15 protein-coding genes are annotated in these 18,715 nt (G+C 38.2%); 10 read left to right on the top strand and 5 right to left on the bottom strand.

Annotation, left to right across the window (positions count from 1 at the left end; translation table 11 throughout):
• The first annotated feature begins 38 nt into the window (after nt 1-38).
• The 4 genes from C9I86_RS16700 to C9I86_RS16715 all read left to right on the top strand — a co-directional run bounded on the left by C9I86_RS16700 (nt 39) and on the right by C9I86_RS16715 (nt 4,270).
• Nucleotides 39-791 carry a glycosyltransferase family 2 protein gene (locus C9I86_RS16700; RefSeq protein ID WP_107276982.1) on the top strand — a complete coding sequence of 251 codons (753 nt, stop codon included), beginning with the start codon at nt 39-41 and terminating at the stop codon, nt 789-791.
• Between the two features lie 2 nt (nt 792-793).
• On the top strand, nt 794-1,738 hold the full coding sequence (locus C9I86_RS16705; protein ID WP_107276983.1) for an SDR family oxidoreductase: 945 nt from the start codon (nt 794-796) through the stop codon (nt 1,736-1,738).
• Nucleotides 1,738-2,286 (top strand): sugar transferase, encoded by a 549-nt coding sequence (locus tag C9I86_RS16710; protein WP_107276984.1) that lies wholly within the window; start codon nt 1,738-1,740, stop codon nt 2,284-2,286. Before C9I86_RS16705 ends, C9I86_RS16710 begins: the two co-directional genes overlap by 1 nt.
• Nucleotides 2,287-2,356: 70 nt before the next feature.
• On the top strand, nt 2,357-4,270 hold the full coding sequence (locus C9I86_RS16715) for a nucleoside-diphosphate sugar epimerase/dehydratase (RefSeq protein ID WP_107276985.1): 1,914 nt from the start codon (nt 2,357-2,359) through the stop codon (nt 4,268-4,270).
• 209 nt (nt 4,271-4,479) lie between these two features.
• Here the strand turns inward: C9I86_RS16715 and C9I86_RS16720 are convergent, their stop codons facing one another.
• The 5 genes from C9I86_RS16720 to C9I86_RS16740 form a co-directional block, all read right to left on the bottom strand.
• Nucleotides 4,480-5,451 carry an OmpA family protein gene (locus C9I86_RS16720; RefSeq protein WP_080158040.1) on the bottom strand — a complete coding sequence of 324 codons (972 nt, stop codon included), beginning with the start codon at nt 5,449-5,451 and terminating at the stop codon, nt 4,480-4,482.
• Nucleotides 5,452-5,804: 353 nt separating this feature from the next.
• A complete protein-coding gene (locus C9I86_RS16725) occupies nt 5,805-8,030 on the bottom strand; it encodes a YjbH domain-containing protein (protein WP_107276986.1) in 2,226 nt (741 codons plus the stop codon).
• Complete coding sequence (locus C9I86_RS16730; protein WP_158258961.1) at nt 8,030-8,788, bottom strand: capsule biosynthesis GfcC family protein; 759 nt, start codon at nt 8,786-8,788, stop codon at nt 8,030-8,032. Before C9I86_RS16730 ends, C9I86_RS16725 begins: the two co-directional genes overlap by 1 nt.
• A gap of 25 nt (nt 8,789-8,813) precedes the next feature.
• The gene (locus C9I86_RS16735; RefSeq protein WP_107276988.1) at nt 8,814-9,551 is read right to left on the bottom strand and encodes a YjbF family lipoprotein; all 738 of its coding nucleotides are present in this window, start codon (nt 9,549-9,551) and stop codon (nt 8,814-8,816) included.
• A 134-nt stretch (nt 9,552-9,685) separates the two neighbouring features.
• A complete protein-coding gene (locus C9I86_RS16740) occupies nt 9,686-9,970 on the bottom strand; it encodes a hypothetical protein (RefSeq protein ID WP_107276989.1) in 285 nt (94 codons plus the stop codon).
• 559 nt (nt 9,971-10,529) lie between these two features.
• On the opposite strand from C9I86_RS16740, the gene C9I86_RS16745 reads away from it, so the two are divergent.
• From C9I86_RS16745 to C9I86_RS16770, 6 genes are all read left to right on the top strand, one after another.
• Nucleotides 10,530-11,672, top strand: a complete 1,143-nt coding sequence (locus tag C9I86_RS16745) for a polysaccharide export protein (protein ID WP_107276990.1) — start codon at nt 10,530-10,532, stop codon at nt 11,670-11,672.
• Nucleotides 11,673-11,911: 239 nt separating this feature from the next.
• Entirely contained in the window at nt 11,912-12,352 is a 441-nt protein-coding gene (locus C9I86_RS16750; protein WP_107276991.1) for a phosphotyrosine protein phosphatase, read from the top strand.
• 537 nt (nt 12,353-12,889) lie between these two features.
• Nucleotides 12,890-15,067, top strand: a complete 2,178-nt coding sequence (locus tag C9I86_RS16755) for a polysaccharide biosynthesis tyrosine autokinase (protein WP_107276992.1) — start codon at nt 12,890-12,892, stop codon at nt 15,065-15,067.
• A 439-nt stretch (nt 15,068-15,506) separates the two neighbouring features.
• Nucleotides 15,507-16,613 (top strand): GDP-mannose 4,6-dehydratase, encoded by a 1,107-nt coding sequence (gmd, locus tag C9I86_RS16760; protein ID WP_107276993.1) that lies wholly within the window; start codon nt 15,507-15,509, stop codon nt 16,611-16,613.
• 2 nt (nt 16,614-16,615) lie between these two features.
• Nucleotides 16,616-17,533, top strand: a complete 918-nt coding sequence (locus C9I86_RS16765) for a GDP-L-fucose synthase (RefSeq protein WP_107276994.1) — start codon at nt 16,616-16,618, stop codon at nt 17,531-17,533.
• On the top strand, nt 17,533-18,693 hold the full coding sequence (locus C9I86_RS16770; RefSeq protein WP_107276995.1) for a DegT/DnrJ/EryC1/StrS aminotransferase family protein: 1,161 nt from the start codon (nt 17,533-17,535) through the stop codon (nt 18,691-18,693). Before C9I86_RS16765 ends, C9I86_RS16770 begins: the two co-directional genes overlap by 1 nt.
• Nucleotides 18,694-18,715 lie beyond the last annotated feature (22 nt).

An 18,715-nucleotide genomic window follows, 5' to 3' on the forward strand; every position in this document is an offset into this window, starting at 1 on the left:
TTGTAATGAAGATAGTTTTAAATGGATAAATATTAATAATGAATAAGTTATATATATCAATTGTGAGTCATAATCACGATGAAATGATTATAAATAATATTTATAATGAAAAAATAGCAGCAATGGAAAACGTTATATTTATTATTAAGGATAATGTTTCCTCTAAAAATTTGTTAGATTTCTGTAGAGTAAATAATATTCTATATATAGACAAACCTTTATATGTAGGGTTCGGTGAAAATAACAATGTAGCATTTGATTATGCAATTAATAATGGCATGGAAGATTCAGATTGGTTTGCTGTTATTAACCCTGATGTTATTATTACAGATGTTGAAGTTAAAAATTTATTATCAAGCTTATCTTCAGAAAAAAATGAACTACTTACAATTAACTTATATCAAGATTTAGAAAAAGGAATTTTTGATAATTCATTGCGAAAATTCCCAACTTGGAAAAGTTTCTTTAATTTGTTTTTAGGTAAACCTGCAAATGTAGCTTATGATAAAATAAAATTATCGGATAAAGATAAAGTTGATTGGGCTGCAGGTTCTTTTCTTATATTTAAAGCATCTTTGTATAAGAAATTAAAAGGTTTTAGTAATAAATATTTTATGTATTATGAAGATGTAGATATATGTTATAGAGCAAAAAAAAATCACAATCAATCAGTATCTTTTTTAAAAAATATAAAAGCTGTACATATTGGGGCATATGCTAATCGAAATATATTCTCAAAACATTTTCGATGGTATTTAAAGAGCTTTCTTACATTTTTATTAAATAAGTAATTATGAATATATTATTAAGTGGTTCATCTGGTTTTGTTGGATCGGCATTGCTTGAAAAGTTAAATGTTAATAAAGTGAAAATGTTAACAAGAAATACGGATATTGTTGATGATAAAAGCTATTTTTATTGTAAAGATTTTTTATCTTTTGATTTTAAAAATAGATTCCATGATATTGATGTTTTTATTCACTGTGCTGCACGTGTTCATATAATGAAAGATGCTTCAATTAATCCGATAGAAGAATATCGTGAAGTAAATACTGCAGGGACATTGAATTTAGCACGACAAGCGGCAGAAGCTGGAGTTAAGCGTTTTATATTTATAAGCTCAATTAAAGTTAACGGTGAACAAACAAAAATAGGCAGTCCTTTTACTGCTGCTGATAAACCAAATCCTCAAGATCCTTATGGTCAATCAAAAGCGGAAGCTGAAGAGCAGTTATTAGCACTAGCTAAAGAAACAGGCCTTGAGGTTGTTATTATTCGCCCAACATTAGTTTATGGTGCTGGTGTTAAAGCAAACTTTGCCTCTTTAATGAAATTAGTGGCCAAAGGATTACCATTGCCATTTGGAGCAATAACAACTAATCGTCGTAGTTTGGTTTCTGTCTATAATTTGGTGGATCTTATAAAAATTTGTATAGATCATCCTAATGCAGTGAATCAAGTGTTTTTAGTTTCTGATGATCATGATCTCTCAACTGCTGATATGGTTCGTCAAATGGGGCATGCCTTGAGTAAGCCCGCAAAACTTATTCCTATTCCAGTCTTTTGTTATTCACTAGCAGGAAAAATAACGGGTAAACAGGATATGGTTTCTCGTTTAATTGGATCTCTTCAAGTTGATATATCTGCGACAAAAAAACAATTAGATTGGATTCCTCCTTATAAGTTAGAAGATAGTTTTAGAATGACAGCTGATGCTTTATTAAGAGAGAAAAATTAATGTTACGATTTTTTGATATTACTGCATCCTTTTTGGGATTGTTATTATTATGGCCTATTTTATTGATTATTGTCGTTATTGGTATGTTTGATACGGGATCTCCTGTATTTATTCAAACGCGTGTAGGAAAGAACCAAAAGCCGTTTAAATTAATAAAATTTAGAACTATGGCAGTAGATACTCAATCTGTTGCAAGTCATTTAGCAAGTAATGCATCAATTACTCGACTAGGACATTTTCTTCGTAAAACTAAAATTGATGAGCTTCCTCAATTAATTAATGTATTGAAAGGTGATATGAGCTTAGTTGGTCCTCGTCCTAATTTATTTAATCAGCAAGAATTAATAGCTGAACGTAATAAACTTGGTATTTATAATGTTTTACCTGGTATCACTGGATTATCACAAGTTAAAAATATTGATATGTCGACACCAAAGCTATTAGCTGAAATGGATAAAAAAATGATCGATACACTAACAATTGAAGATTATTTTAAATATATAATCATGACAGCAACAGGTAGTGGTGCTGGGGATGCTGTTAAATAATTATTAACAATTATATTAGTATGACTTTTAAATTGACCATGAGATGAGTATTGCTCATTCTTGAGGATGTATGGCTATTATTGATACTTTTTTCTCGATTCCTAGACCTTATAAGCGAGTTATAAGTGTCTGTATTGATCTTTTATTTATACAAGTTGCTTTTTGGGGGGCTTTTTGGACTCGATTAGGTGATTTTGATCAAACTCGCAGTATTGAATATTGGTATTTAGTTTCATTTATATCAGTAATCACTATTGCGTGTTTTATTCGAATTGGTTTCTATCGGGCTGTTTTACGTTACCTAAGCGTACATGCAACATTCACATTAATTATTGGCTCTTTAGTCTCAACCGTTGTATTTGTACTTGCCACTTACTTTTTTAGTATTTGGGTACCGCGCACTGTTGCCATTATTTATTTGACATATTTATTTATATTAACAGGTGGTGCAAGGCTGTCTATTCGCGTTTTTTTCACTCAGTTAGAAATGAAACGAAAGCCCAATGTCATTATTTATGGTGCTGGTGTTGCAGGGCGACAATTAGTTAATTTATTACGCCAAGGAGATGAGCTCAATCCTGTTGCTTATATTGATGATAATCAAAAATTACAGCGCAATGTATTACAAGGCCTTACTGTATATAAGCGTGAACAATTATCTCGATTAGTAAAAAAATTCGATGTTAAACAAGTTTTATTAGCAATGCCAAGTGCGACACGCAGTCAGCGTAAGGCCATTATTTGTGCATTAGTTGATCTGCAAGTTGAAGTGTTATCAATACCTAATCTTGATTCAATTGTACATGACAATGTCTCTCTTGATCAGTTACACGATGTGCCCATTGAAGATCTTTTAGGGCGAGAATCTGTGCAACCTAGTGATCAATTGATGGAAGCGAACATTAAGCATAAAACAGTAATGGTTACTGGTGCTGGCGGTTCTATTGGTTCAGAGCTGTGTCGACAAATTGTACGGCATCAACCACAAACATTATTACTGTTTGAATTGTCTGAATTTGCGTTATATAGCATTGAAAAAGAGTTATCAGAATATATTGTTAAGCGTGGTTTAGAGATCGATCTAATTCCATTACTTGGTTCAGTACAGCGAATTAATCGTCTAGAAGCAATTATGACAACCTTCAGTGTTGATACTGTTTACCATGCAGCAGCGTATAAACATGTTCCTATGGTTGAATACAATGTTGTCGAAGGCGTACGCAATAATGTCTTTGGTACTTTTTATACAGCCCAAGCAGCAGTTAACGCAGGTGTATCTTCATTTGTATTGATCTCTACTGATAAAGCGGTAAGACCAACGAATGTTATGGGTACAACGAAACGGATGGCGGAACTGGGTTTACAGGCATTGGCAGAGCAAGAAGCGCTAAAACCGAATGGCACTCGTTTCTGTATGGTACGTTTTGGTAATGTACTTGGATCTTCTGGTTCTGTGATTCCCTTATTTAAACGTCAAATTAAAGAAGGTGGTCCAATTACAATTACTCACCCTGATATTATTCGTTATTTTATGACGATACCTGAAGCAGCTCAGTTAGTGATCCAAGCAGGGGCTATGGGAAAAGGTGGAGATGTTTTTGTACTAGATATGGGAGAACCTGTAAAAATAGTTACGCTTGCTGAGAACTTAATTAAGCTATCAGGGTTAGAAGTAAAATCTGAACAAAATCCTTATGGTGATATTGAGTTTAAATACACAGGATTACGCCCTGGTGAAAAGTTATACGAAGAGTTATTGATTGGTGATAACGTTAATAAAACAAAACATAGTCGTATTATGATGGCTAATGAACGTTTTTTATCGTTGGCTGATTATCAACAATTTCTCGATCGTCTAGACAGTGCTTGTCATGATTTTGAACATGAGCTTATTCGTCAAATATTGATGGAGGCACCCACCGATTTCAATCCAAGTGACGGCATTAGTGATGTTGTTTGGAAGCGTAAACAATTAGCACATTAATTCGTTATTTGAAAAAGCCCAATTTATTATTATGAATTGGGCTTTTTTTTGCTTTTGATTTTAGTTTTCCCTCGCCCCTAAAAATCTGCCCCTCCCTTAATTTCCTCTAAACAAAAAAATCCGCCATAACCGTGAAGTTAGGGCGGATTATTCGTCAATACCTGTCTTCGTAATTAATACGCAGGATTAACCTTTATCAGCAGTAGAAATTACTCAGCAACAACTTGAGTAACTGTTTCTACGTTTAGCTCAGGAACGATGATGTCAACACGACGGTTTTCAGCACGACCTTCAGCAGTGTTGTTTGGAGCGATTGGATCTAGCTCACCACGGCCTTCGCTAATTACGCGATCTGCACCAACATTTAGGTGAGTACGTAGTGCGCTAGCAACAGCTTCTGCACGCTCTTGAGATAGTTTCTGGTTGTATGCTTCAGGGCCAGTGCTATCAGTGTGACCAACAACAGTAATAGTTGCATCAGGGTATTGGTTTAGACGCTCTTCGAAAGGTACTAACTTGCTTGCATCGCCAGTTGTAATTTTAGTGCTATCGAATGCGAAAGGAACCGTTAGTTTTAGCTCATCAATAGTTGCTACAGAAACTTGGTCAACGTAAACAACTTCAGGAGCAACTACTGGTGCTGGAGCGCCCCAGTGGTATGCAAGTGCAACGCCAGCGAATTGAATGTCAGCACCGCCTACATCTTTGTAGTATTGGTATTCAACACGTGTAGATACGTTGTTGTTGATGTAGTATTCAGCACCAACACCCGCAGTACCAGCCCAACCGTTGTCATCAGCAGTTGCGCCATTCTTAGCGTTCCAATCGTAGTAGAAAGCACCTAGCTTACCAAATAGATCGATTTTGTCGTTGATAGCGTAAGAGAACTTACCTACAAGGTCTGCACCTTGAGCTGTAAATTTACCTTGGCCATTAGTAACACTTGCGCTACCTAGGTTAGTGTAACCAATCTCACCTGCGAACCAAGGTGTGATTTGGTAACCAGCGAAAACACCACCAGAAAGGTTTGTGTTATCAAGCTCGATGTTATTTGTGCTGTCTTTGATGTCGTAGAAGCTATTACCTAAACGAGCACCAGCATAAAATGGGTTATCTGTTGCAGCATTTACCGCGCCAGATACAAGAAGAGCAAGTGGTAGTACTAGAAAAGTTTTTTTCATAATATTTGCCGTATTTTCCTAATTGTAATAGATCCGACTTAAGCCGGTAATTTTCGCACTATTATATGAAAGTGCTTGTCTATACCCTACAATAACAAATGCTATTAGGATATATTTTTCATATATAATAATGCATTTTTTTTGAATGACATAGTAATTAAACACTGTTTCATTTAAAATGTCGTTTTTAATGTAACAAACTGTTAGTAAAGAATATTGATATCCCTTTGCAGTATATGTTAAGTGTTAAATTGCTTTCAAAGCACGACTGTTAAATGACTATTTATAAAAATGAGTTAAATGGAGACGAAAATCGACAACTCATAAATGTGTTGCCGATTTACAATGCTCATTTAGTTATTAAACGCTTTGCGTCCGCTCCATGGTTGACGGCCATCGGTTAAGTCATATAAATGATATTGACGGCCTAACATCTGACCACCATCACGGTTCATCGGTAACCAAGAAATATGAGCGCGGCTAGTGCTTGGTTTCACGGTTAAAATATCGAATGGAATCGAGATGTAAAAACCTTTGTTAAAGCTGCCTTCACCATATTCTTCTGCCGACATACTGGTTTTCGTAACAAAAGCACCGGCAATAATGCCGCTATCAAATTGTTTCGAGAAATCAATAGTTACGCCAGTATCTTCAGCTAAGTAACGTCCAGCACTGACTTTTAATAAAGTATTGGGTAACCACTGCCATTGCGGTTGGTAATAAGCGGTCAAATTACCGGTCGCAGTCCCCGTTTGAACTTCATATGAACGGCCAAGGTGATCATCGTATTGGTTTTGATCTTTAAAGAAACCAAATGCAGAATGAGGATCACGCTGTTTGACGTAATTAACATCCAGTCCTAGTGCCCAATTACTGCCAACAGGGCGGTAAAGCACTTCGCCACCAACACCACCAAACATCACTTCTAAATAACCTGCATACGCTTGTGCATACCAATCACTAGAGACTTGATCTAACCACGTTAGCTGTAAGTTATTCATACGTAATGTGTTATCTGTAATGTACTGACGCACAAGCGTACGAACGCGCTTATTATGGGTACCATCTGGCGGCACATCATATTTGAATTTATCGTAGGTATCGTAAAGGTTTAAATAAACTGAGCCGCCAACAGTGAAGTGGTTGTTAAACCAATAATCAGCACTGGCCGTGACCCCGACGTTAAACATGTAGAAGCCTTCAGAACCCCCTAACGACTGCTGTAGTGTTGGTGCAATACCGACGTTCCAATTTTGGTTAAGATCTGCCATTTGCAGACCTTGAACATTCGTTGGTGCAACTGTCGTGCGACTATCATCAATATGACTGCCGATATAATCATTATTTGCCACTTGCAGCAGTTGCTTACGGTTCAATACCGTTTCAGTGATTGGTTGGTTAGCGACCGTTTCAATGATAGTGAATTGCTCAACAGCCGGGGCTTGGTTATTAAGTAATATTCCTGCACGTAATTGAGCTTGATCGCGATCACGATATTTAACTTGCTCGGCAACCACAGTAATGCTGTCATCACCATTTTGGTAAATAGTTGGATTTTTGTAGCCAGTAATGTCTTCTACATCTTGAGCAAGCTGTTGCCATTGCTCTGTAGTAAGCGTCTTAGCTGTTGGCGCTGTTGTTACCGCTGGCATCGGTTCATCTAACCAGCTGGCTTTTAATTGGTTAAAGTTAGTATTAACACTTAAACCAAAGCTGACTGTGGTGCCGCGCTCATAACTGATGTTCGCTGTCGCCCAGTCAGTTAATTGATAAACAGCACCAAAGTTAAACGGTGTTTTTGGGGTCATATCATGACCACGATTAGCACGGAAATCATCGGTGTAATCGTTGCCGTCATATTCAAGTTTTAATTGTAAAGGTTGCCATGGGGTTTGGTATTCAATACCACCATAAAGGGCGGCATTACCTTTAAACCAACGACCAGTATCAAAACTACCACCGTTATCTTTAAAGCCATTGTTTCGATCACAAAACGCATCATCAATTTTACATAATGGGTTAGTGATATTACCGCGCTGACCAATGTAGCCCCAGCCTAAACCAAGGGTGAAATCTAACGGTCCTACGCGTTTGTTGGCAGCAATAAACTCACCATCAAATAACCCAGTGCCACCAAGATCACGAATACCAATTGCCACTTCAGGTAACCAATAAGATTCTTGCCATAAGCGTACTTTGGCATCAATACCTTTGTCGGTATATAACGTATCGCCACTAAAATCTTGATTGCCACTGTAATAAAGATCCGGCACTTGGGTATAACGAATAGTGGTTTCTAACCACGGCAACAATTGTAAAGATGTCCAGTAATGGTGGTAATCACTGCTAATGGTGGTACCAAAAGTAAATTCGCCTTCAGGTTGCATACGCGCTGTTGGCATTTGCATTAAACCCACACCACCAAAATCACTATTAGAATAGCGCATTTGAGGATAGCTAAATTCATCTGCCTGTGCATGACACAAGGGCAGTAACGCGATAGCCAATGCTGATAAAGCAAATAAAGGACGTTGACCTAATAAAGGGAGGCGATGAGAAGCCGATGTGACAGAGTTCATTACAACGTCCTGTTGATTAGCATTGAAGAAATAGCATGATTTAAGTCACTGTAATTATTAAATAGCGACTGGTAGCCAAGGTAAATGATTGCTCCTGGTGCAATATCATTGTGATTATTATTCCAGTACGCAATGGGGTGTTGTTGCACCACACCATCAGGCTGAATAACCGTTACTTCACTATTTGCAGCGATGGCAAGAGGGGTTACTTGCGCTAAATATTCTTTCGCTGCCATACGAGGCTGCCAGTTAAGTGTTTGTGGCTTTTCAATCGCACCAATCACGGTTACTGACGTTGGACGATTGGCTAATTGCAGTTGGTAATCACCGTTTAATAACGGATTATCCGCTTTATTTAAGCGCACTTTATCGATATCAATATTAACCGGCAGACGTTGGTAAAGAATGTGCTGTTGTAACCATTGCGCAGTGTTAGCAAAACTTTCACTAACCGCAGCATCGTCACGGTGTTGTTGACTTAATTGCGTTAGTTGAGTGATCAAGGCCTGTTTGGTTTTTGGTTCGGTGGTGGTGCTTAAGCTACTACCAAGCCAATAAGGGACTGTAGCAACCGTGCGTTGTTTGAGACTATCACTAACAACTTGGGCTAATCGTACGGGTTCTGCGTAATGTAATGTGACTGCTGCTGAATTACCGTTGGCATGTAAGGTGATCACACTTTGGGCAAAGCTTGACATAGAAAATAATAAACACAGGCTCGTTAGCACATAACGGCGGTAGTGAGAAAAGAGAGACATAAGTGAAAACATAAATACGCTACCGTTAGCTAAAAGGTTTCAGAATTGTCATTTCAACGCTCGGTAAAGACGGCGCAATATATTGCAGGCTCTTGATGACTTTACCCGTACGCTGTTCAACCCAAAAAGTGTTGCTGTAGTGTTGATTTAATTGTTTAACCGACACATTTTCATTAAAGCGCAGCACTGGAACTGATTTGCCATTAATGGTTAATACTTCTGCATGATCAAACACAAACACTGAATCTAATTGATAACCACTGTGGTAACCCGGTTGCCAGTCAACACTGCGCTGCCATTGCTTTGGAGTTGTTGCTAGATGCAATCCTAAAGCTAATGGATCTGCACTATTACTATGGGTTGCTAACAAATTCCCCTCACTTAAATTAACAGTTTTTATAATCCGTCCACTTTGAGTAACGAGCATACCGTTATCACTGGCAAGCCATTTTAGTTGCGGGGGCGAAACGTGTGGGGCAGAAGCCTTAGAAGCAGCATGAGTGATGGTTTCACCTGACGCTGATTCTGCTAGTGCGAGCACCATAAATAACTGCGATTGGTTATTTATACGAACATAGGTGCTGGCATAAGGAAGCTGAGCAATGTCATAAGCTGATTTATGAACATCAGCGGTACCCTGTACAGCAAGGCGTACCGTATCGTTAACACTGGTTATTTTTTGGCTACAACCAGTAATTGATAATGCTGTCGCAGATAACAGCAACAACCTTGAAATGGGATGAGAAATAAATTTTTTAAGCATGGGGTTGCTTCCGATATGCCATTCTAATTGAGCTATAGATTGCAATAATCGAATAGCTGATAAAAAAGAATAACCGTGGCGAGCACGGTTATTCTTTTATTAACCTAAATGTTTATCAGGTTAAACGTCATCAATTACTTTGCTGCGCTAACAGAAGTAGAAGTAGAAGTCGTTGTTGAGTTTGTGTTGTTTGAATCTGATGCTGCAAGTGCGATTGCTGCAACAGCAGCTGCGCCACCAACAACAACGGCTGCTGTTGTGCCAGCTGCTGTTGTGCCAGCTGTTGTTACGCCAGCAGCTTCACCTGTTGGTGCTACTGATGTTTCTACTGGTGCTGCGTCGTCTGCAACAAAACCGCCAGCAAATGCTGATGAAGACATAGCGATAGCGGCTAGAAGAACTAATGCGTTCTTTTTCATGATGTAAATCCTTATTGATAAAAATAACATATAGGTCGCCAATAAAATGGCGTTTCTTTACTGCTTTTTACTATTGCATTAAGTGAGTAATTATACTGAATAACAGCATGAACCAGTGTGACATTTTTTTGCTTTATGCGCATTCATGTGTATAAAGTGTGACATTGATCTAGGTTATGGTGTTTTTGTTGTAATTCTACTTGTGAATACATTGAAAAGTTAGTTATTTTATGTTTGCCTTTTATTTACAGTTAGTTACATGTCTTTTTTGATGTGGTAAGGATATAAAATGGACATATTTTTATATTTCTTTTTATATATAAATTAAGTAGAATCCCACTGCTACATAACTAGTGTAAATGCTATGTATGGTATTTATTTAGACTGTTTTGAGTAAGTATGCTGTTGGTTGTCGCCGAGTGTTCGGTATCTTTGTTATCTGTTATCAATAAAAAAAACTTATCGTTTTAAAGCAAATGAGGGGCTGTAACCTTAGGGCGGTAGCATGCCTTTTTGCTTTTCAATTATCTTCCATCAATGCTGAAATGAACTTAATCTAATGGAATTATCAAAAAAATTACTTGTCACAGCAGTCGCTTCTGTAATGTTAGCGGGCTGTAGTATGCCGGGATCGCATCTAAGTCTTGATGGTAAACACGTTACTGAAGTTAACCCTCAGCAACCAACACTTGATCAACAAGTGAATGTATTTCCGCTAACCGTTAATAATATTAGCCAATTTAAAGTCGCTAAAGTTGCTGCGCAGGTTAACGTTCAACTTGAACAAGAATTAGCGGATTATGAATACCATATTGGTGCTGGTGATATTTTAAACATTACGATTTGGGATCACCCTGAATTAACCATTCCAGCAGGCTCTTACCGTAGCGCAAGTGAAGCAGGTAACTGGGTTCATGCTGATGGCACCATTTTTTATCCCTACATTGGTAAAGTACAAGTTGCAGGAAAAACTGTCTCGCAAGTGCGCAGTGACATTGCCCAACGCTTAGCTGAATATGTTGAAAAACCACAAGTTGATGTCAACGTAGCGGCATTTCGTGCCCAAAAAGCGTATGTCACAGGTGAAGTAAAAAACCCAGCTCAACAACCGATTACCAATGTGCCATTAACCTTGCTTGATGCGATTAATAAATCAGGTGGTTTAGCAACAGATGCTGATTGGCGTCATGTGACGCTAACCCGTAATGGTAAAGATCAAACCTTATCGTTATATGCTTTAATGCAACGTGGTGATTTGACTCAAAACCGATTATTACGTAATGGCGACATTGTTCATGTGCCACGTAATGATGCACAAAAAGTGTTTGTGTTAGGTGAAGTTAAAGAGCCTAAATTACTTAAGATTGATCGCGCAGGCATGAGCTTAACGGAAGCGTTAAGTGGCGTTGGCGGCATTAATGAATTACAAGCAGATGCAACAGGGGTATTTGTTATTCGTACTAACCCTGCGGATTTAAATAAAACCCCGTATGTGCCTGCGATTAACCTTTATCAGTTAAACATTAAAGATGCGACCGCATTAGTGATTGGTACTGAATTTGAATTACAGCCATATGATGTGGTGTATGTGACAGCGGCGCCTATTGCTCGTTGGAACCGCGTGATTCAACAGTTAGTACCAACCATCAGCAGCTTTAATCAGCTTTCTGAAGGTATGAATTACTACATGAATTTGAAGTAATGATTTGAGGAAGAGAAGGGAAGAAAGGAAAAGAAGGTAAGGGCGGGTAAGAATAGGAATAACAGGAAAAGAAGGTAAAAATAGGAAGAGTAACAAGCAAACATTGTTCCCTCGTCCCTAAAAATCGCGTTCCTGATCTTTATATTCCTCAGTCCCTCGTCCCTTAAACCCTTATTTTTGCTTTTGCTTGCTCCTGCTCTTCCTCGTCCCTTAAACCCTATTTACTCGAACCTATTCCTATGTTCAATAAAATTCTTGTTGTTTGTGTGGGTAACATCTGTCGTTCACCCTCTGGCGAACGTATTCTGCAAGCAAAACTGCCCAATAAACATATCGCCTCAGCGGGTGTTGGCACCGCAAAAAGCGGTTTATCAGGTAAATCTGCCGATAAAATGGCAGCTGAAGTGGCACTTACTCATGGTTATTCTCTTGAAGGCCACCAAGCACAGCAACTTAGCAGTGATTTATGCCGTGACTTTGATCTAATTCTAGTGATGGAAAAAGGCCATATCGACGCAGTAACCAGTATTGCGCCTGAAGCCCGCGGAAAAACGATGTTGTTTGGACAATGGATTGGTCAGCAGGATATTCCCGATCCTTATCGATTAAGTAAAGAAGCCTTTGATCATGCTTATGATTTAATTGATCAAGCAGCAACAGCGTGGGCGAAGAAGTTGTAACTTTCTAACGTCAGTTATTCCTTAGAGTGAATGCTAACCCTCCGTCATTCCCTACAGTGAATGCCCGCGAGGGCGATAGGGAATCTGCTATCCACGTGTTGTAGAGTTATTGAATTTAATAGATTTTTTAAAGCTCGATTATAACCCTACGTCATTCCCTACAGTGAATGCCCGCGAGGGCGATAGGGAATCTACTATCCACGCGTTGTAGAGTTATTTAATTCACTGGCTTCTTTAACGCTCGATCATAACCCTCCGTCATTCCCTACAGTGAATGCCCGCGAGGGCGATAGGGAATCTGCTATCCACGTGTTGTAGAGTTATTGAATTCACTGGCTTCTTTAAAGCTTAATGACGTGGTGAGTAGATCACGGATAGCTCGTCCCTCTCTTCCGAGATGACGAATAATGGGCTAAGTGAAGTTATGAGAGCGATAGGAAATCTACTAACCACGCGCTGTAAACCATATTTAACTTTTGGATGATGCTTTGGCTCTTCCTCATCTTCTTAAAAATTTAACATCGGAATCTTTACTTAATGAGTATTGCTCAAAACCCTCAATCGAATATTTCTCCAGGAACGGATGAAGTCGATATTGGTAAACTGTTTGGTATTTTAATTGATCACCGTTGGTTCATTATTATTACTACCTTTATCTTTGCTATTGTCGGCATTAGCTATGCATTGTTAGCGACACCCATTTATAAAGCTGATGCGCTCATTCAGATTGAGGCGAAAAGTTCAGGCATGCCAGCCCTTGGTGGTGATATGGCTGATATGTTTGGTGGCGGCGAATCAAGTGCAACCACTGAAACAGAAATCATCAAATCACGGATGGTATTAGGAGAAACGGTTGATAAATTAAATCTCACTACCGTGGTTAGCCCTGAATATTTCCCAGTAGTGGGTAAAGGTTGGGCGCGCTTAATGGGCGAGCAACACTTTATTCATGTGTCGCGTTTTACGGTTGCCAATGGTCGTGAACAAGGCGGTTATCAAATCGTAGTAACGGATGCTAAGCAAGGTCAATATCAACTAAACGACAGTGATGGCCGCAAAGTATTAATCGGTAAAGTGGGTGAGTTAGCGCAAGCGAACGGTTACCAATTGTTTATTACCGATTTACAAGCAGTGAACGGTGCTGAGTTTGCATTAGCAAAAATTAGTCGTTTAGATGCGATTCAAAACCTACAAGCTAATTTAGCTGTTGCAGAGCAAGGTAAACAAACGGGTATTTTGCAACTATCAATGACCGGTGAAAACCGCGCTGATATTAAAGCGATTGTTGACGACATCAGCAAAAACTACTTTCTACAAAACGTAGAGCGCAATTCAGCAGAAGCTGAAAATAGCTTAGTATTTTTAAAGCAACATCTACCTGAAATTAAAATTCAATTAATGGCGGCGGAAGATAAACTTAATAGTTATCGCCAACAGAATGAATCGGTTGATTTAAGCCTTGAAGCAAAATCAGCCCTTGAAACCATGGTGGCATTGGAATCACAATTAAATCAGTTAACCTTTAAAGAAACCGATATTTCGCAACGCTTTACCAAAGAGCACCCAGCATACCTTTCATTAATGGATAAACGTAAAACATTAATTAAAGAGCAAAAACGGTTAAATAAACGTATTGAGACTTTACCAAAAACTCAACGCGCTGTTTTACGTTTAACCCGTGATGTTGAAGTTAATCAACAGATTTATGTACAACTGCTTAATAAAGTGCAAGAGCTGAACATTGTTAAAGCCAGCACTGTTGGTAATGTACGCATATTAGATACTGCTCAGGTTTATAGCCAAGCAGTGAAGCCTAAAAAAGCGTTAATTGTGGTATTAGCAACCTTGCTTGGCGGTATGTTAAGTGTGGCAATTGCTTTTCTACGTGCAGCATTGCACCGTGGTGTTGAAAGTCCTGATGAAATTGAAGCATTAGGTTTACCTGTTTATGCCTCGATTCCATTATCAAATTGGCAAACCGATTTAGAAAAGAAATTTAAATCAAAACAGCAACTACAAGTAAATCAAGCATTACTAGCAGTATCTAACCCTGCGGATTTATCGATTGAAGCACTGCGCAGTTTACGTACCAGTTTGCACTTTGCGATGATGGAAGCGCGTAATAATATCGTAATGATTTCAGGTCCGAGTCCGGGTATTGGTAAGTCATTTGTATCTGCTAACATGGCAGCAGTAATGGCCAAAGGCGGACAGCGTGTATTAGTAATCGATGCCGATATGCGTAAAGGCCGTATGGAACGCCAAATGTGTGTTGATAGCAAACCCGGTTTGGCGGATTACTTAAGTGGTCAACAAACCATTGAGCAAGTGGTTAAATCACCTGGTGTTGAACACCTTGATTTTATTGCGCGTGGCGCAGTGCCACCTAACCCATCTGAGTTATTAATGCACCCGCGTTTAAAAACCTTGTTGGATTGGGCCTCTGAAAATTACGACTTAGTGTTAGTGGATACGCCACCAATTCTAGCTGTAACCGACCCAGCCATTGTGGGTGCTCATGCAGGCACTACCATGATTGTAGCGCGTTTTGGTTTAAACCCTGTTAAAGAAATTGAAGTGACTAAAAACCGTTTTGAACAAAATGGTATTGAAGTTAAAGGCTGTATTCTTAACGCCGTGGTTCGCAAAGCAAGCTCAACTTATGGCGGTAACTATGGTTATTACAACTATAGTTATGCGAGTGATAATAAGTAGATAACAGGTTTAGAGGGATGAGGGTCTAGGTACGAGAAAAAGCGCCTAAACCTTCGTCACTCTTAATAGTGAATGTTCGAGCTAACCATCGTCATTCCCTACAGTGAGATTACGAACGAGATAGGGAATCTACTTATCACGTGTTGTAGAGTTAATATTTTCACTGATTGACGATTGAGAAGGAATAATCTTCCCCTAGACCCTAGACCCTAGACCCTAGACCCTAGACCCTAGACCCTAGACCCTAGACCCTAGGTTGGACCTATTCCCTCAACCTCCTAAATAACAACTAAACTTATTTCATAAAAAAGCATTAGCTACCACAGCTAGTGCTTTTTTATGTCTCAAATTTCAGTTTTTGTGTCTCAGGCCCTTAAAAACACTGAGTTGATCTGATGAAATTATTCAACGTTTGCTAAGATATAGTTAAGGAAATATAGTGAAAAAAGCACTTATTACAGGTATCACAGGCCAAGATGGTTCGTACCTTGCTGAGTTATTATTAGAAAAAGGTTATGAGGTTCATGGTTTAATTCGTCGTGCATCTTCTTTTAATACTGAACGTGTTGATGCAGTTTGTAATACTAATAATAATATTCATCTTCATTATGGTGATTTAACTGATTCATCAAATCTTATTCGTTTAGTAAAAGAGATCCAGCCTGATGAATTATATAACTTGGGCGCAATGTCTCACGTAGCTGTTTCATTTGAGTCACCTGAATATGCGGCTGATGTTGATGCAATGGGTACTATTCGTTTGCTTGAAGCTATTCGTATTAATGGTCTTGAGAAAAAGACACGTTTTTATCAAGCATCAACGTCTGAATTGTACGGTGAAGTGCAAGAGATTCCTCAGCGTGAAACAACACCATTCCACCCGCGTTCACCTTATGCTGTAGCCAAGATGTATGCTTACTGGATCACTGTTAACTACCGTGAATCTTACGGTATGTATGCATGTAACGGTATTTTGTTTAATCATGAATCTCCTCGTCGTGGTGAAACATTTGTAACCCGTAAAATTACTCGTACCATAGCTAATATCTCTCAAGGCTTAGAGTCTTGCTTGCAATTGGGTAATATTGACTCTTTACGTGATTGGGGCCATGCCAAAGATTACGTACGTATGCAATGGATGATGCTGCAACAAGATGTGGCAGATGATTTTGTTATTGCAACAGGTAAGCAGATTTCAGTACGTGAGTTTGTCGCTATGTCAGCTAAAGAAGCTGGTATTGAACTTGAATTTACAGGTACTGGTGTTGATGAAATTGCAACGGTAATTGCTGTTGATAATGATAAAGCACCAAGTGTGAATGTAGGTGATGTTATTGTTCGTGTTAGTCCTAAGTTCTTCCGCCCTGCAGAAGTTGAAACACTATTGGGTGATCCAAGTAAAGCAAAAGCGAAACTTGGCTGGGTACCTGAGATTACGGTTGAAGAAATGTGTTCAGAGATGGTTGCTAACGATATAAATAAAGCAAAACAGCATGCTTTACTTAAAGCTCATGGTTTTGATGTTGCTATTTCTAAAGAGAATTAATAATGAAAATTTTCTTAACCGGTGGAACTGGAATGGTAGGGCGAAATATTATCGCTCTTGCCACTCAGCAGGGACATGAAGTTTATGCTCCATCACGACAAGAATTAAATTTAGCGTCTATTAATGATGTTAAAGAAAAAATCGAAATTTTCCAGCCTGATGTTGTTATTCATTCGGCTGGGTTAGTTGGTGGGATTCAAGCGAATATAGCAGCACCTTATGATTTTTGTTTTGAAAATATTCAAATGGGTATGAATATTATTCAAGGTGCATTTCTTGCTGGAGTCACTAATTTAATTAATTTAGGTAGTTCTTGTATGTATCCTCGTTTTGCAAGTAATCCATTAAAGGAAGAAATGGTACTGCAAGGTGAGTTAGAACCTACGAATGAAGGCTATGCGATTGCTAAAGTAGCAACAGCTAAATTAGCAGAATACCTATCCCAACAATATGGTGTGTCATATAAAACATATATCCCATGTAACTTATATGGGTACTGGGATAAATTTGATCCTAATAAATCACATATGATCCCGGCTGTTATTCGTAAATTAGATGATGCAGTAAAGCAAGAGCTTGATGTGGTTGATATTTGGGGGGATGGATTAGCACGTCGCGAATTTATGTTTGCAGAAGATTTGGCTGATTTTATTGTTTATTCTTTATCTAAATTTGAACAGGTGCCAAATAATATTAATATCGGTATTGGACGAGATTATTCTATTAATGAATATTATCAAGCTGTTGCTAAAAGTGTTGGTTATAACGGTAAGTTTGAGCATGACTTATCAAAGCCTGCTGGTATGAAACAGAAGTTAGTTGATATATCAAAGCAAACACAATTAGGTTGGTCTCCAAATACATCATTAGAAATGGGTATTAAGAAGACATATGAATTTTATTTGAATGAGGTTTTATAATGTTACCGTTAGCAACGACAACCTGGGATGAAAAAGAATACCAAGCATTACAAACTGTTATTGATAGCGGTATGTTTAGTATGGGTAAGTATGTGCAGGCATTTGAGCAAGATTTTGCTAATTTCGTTGGTAGTAAATATTGTGTTATGTCAAATTCAGGTTCATCAGCAAATTTATTAGCTGTTGCTGCTATGTTCTATCGTCAAAAAAATGCTTTAAAACCTGGCGATGAGGTCATTGTACCTGCTGTATCTTGGTCTACAACATATTATCCTCTTCATCAATATGGTTTAAAACTTAAATTTGTTGATATTGATAAAGAAACACTTAATTTAGACCTTTCACAAGTTGAAGCTGCGATTAGTGAAAAAACGCGTGCGATTTTTGCCGTCAATTTACTAGGCAATCCGATTGACTACAATAAGTTAAATGAAATTATTACAGATAAGAACATTGTTCTTTTAGAAGATAATTGTGAGTCATTAGGCGCTACTTTAGACGGTAAACAAGCGGGTACTTTTGGGTTAATTGGTACATATAGTTCTTTCTTTAGTCATCATATATCGACAATGGAAGGTGGTTTATCTGTGACTAATGATGAAGAACTTTACCATATTATGCTATCAATCAGAGCTCATGGTTGGACTCGTAATTTACCTGAAGATAATAAAGTATGTATCAAAACGGGTAATCCGTTTGAAGAATCATTCCGTTTTGTTTTACCGGGCTATAATCTTCGCCCATTAGATATGTCTGGTGCTTTAGGCATTGAACAACTCGCTAAATTACCAAGCATTATTGCAGGGCGTCAGGCTAATGCTGTTATTTTTCAAAATATTTTTTCGACAATTGATGGTATACAAATCCAGAAAGAAACGGGGAAAAGTAGTTGGTTTGGTTTTGCATTAATTATAGATGCGGGGAAAACTAAGCGTGATGAAATCGTTAAAATATTAACAGAAAATGGAATTGACTGTCGTCCTATCGTTGCTGGTAACTTTGTTCGTAATGATGTAGTTAAATATTTTGACTACGAAGTTCAAGGTGAATTAGTAAACAGTGATACTATTACTGATTGTGGCTTATTTATTGGTAATCACCATTATAATATTGAAAGTGAATTACAGACTGTTGCTGAATTAATAAAAGCGACATTATAAGTTATCGATTAGGAAGCTAGCT

Origin of the sequence: Photobacterium sp. NCIMB 13483 (genome assembly GCF_003025475.1) — a bacterium.
Taxonomy (GTDB): Bacteria; Pseudomonadota; Gammaproteobacteria; order Enterobacterales; family Vibrionaceae; genus Photobacterium; species Photobacterium piscicola.

Bases quoted from the DNA above. Each gene is read 5' to 3' on its own strand.
- C9I86_RS16700 (WP_107276982.1), top strand. From the start codon at position 39: ATGAATAAGTTATATATATCAATTGTGAGTCATAATCACGATGAAATG.
- C9I86_RS16705 (WP_107276983.1), top strand. From the start codon at position 794: ATGAATATATTATTAAGTGGTTCATCTGGTTTTGTTGGATCGGCATTG.
- C9I86_RS16710 (WP_107276984.1), top strand. From the start codon at position 1,738: ATGTTACGATTTTTTGATATTACTGCATCCTTTTTGGGATTGTTATTA.
- C9I86_RS16715 (WP_107276985.1), top strand. From the start codon at position 2,357: ATGGCTATTATTGATACTTTTTTCTCGATTCCTAGACCTTATAAGCGA.
- C9I86_RS16720 (WP_080158040.1), bottom strand. From the start codon at position 5,451: ATGAAAAAAACTTTTCTAGTACTACCACTTGCTCTTCTTGTATCTGGC.
- C9I86_RS16725 (WP_107276986.1), bottom strand. From the start codon at position 8,030: ATGAACTCTGTCACATCGGCTTCTCATCGCCTCCCTTTATTAGGTCAA.
- C9I86_RS16730 (WP_158258961.1), bottom strand. From the start codon at position 8,788: ATGTCTCTCTTTTCTCACTACCGCCGTTATGTGCTAACGAGCCTGTGT.
- C9I86_RS16735 (WP_107276988.1), bottom strand. From the start codon at position 9,551: ATGCTTAAAAAATTTATTTCTCATCCCATTTCAAGGTTGTTGCTGTTA.
- C9I86_RS16740 (WP_107276989.1), bottom strand. From the start codon at position 9,970: ATGAAAAAGAACGCATTAGTTCTTCTAGCCGCTATCGCTATGTCTTCA.
- C9I86_RS16745 (WP_107276990.1), top strand. From the start codon at position 10,530: ATGGAATTATCAAAAAAATTACTTGTCACAGCAGTCGCTTCTGTAATG.
- C9I86_RS16750 (WP_107276991.1), top strand. From the start codon at position 11,912: ATGTTCAATAAAATTCTTGTTGTTTGTGTGGGTAACATCTGTCGTTCA.
- C9I86_RS16755 (WP_107276992.1), top strand. From the start codon at position 12,890: ATGAGTATTGCTCAAAACCCTCAATCGAATATTTCTCCAGGAACGGAT.
- C9I86_RS16765 (WP_107276994.1), top strand. From the start codon at position 16,616: ATGAAAATTTTCTTAACCGGTGGAACTGGAATGGTAGGGCGAAATATT.
- C9I86_RS16770 (WP_107276995.1), top strand. From the start codon at position 17,533: ATGTTACCGTTAGCAACGACAACCTGGGATGAAAAAGAATACCAAGCA.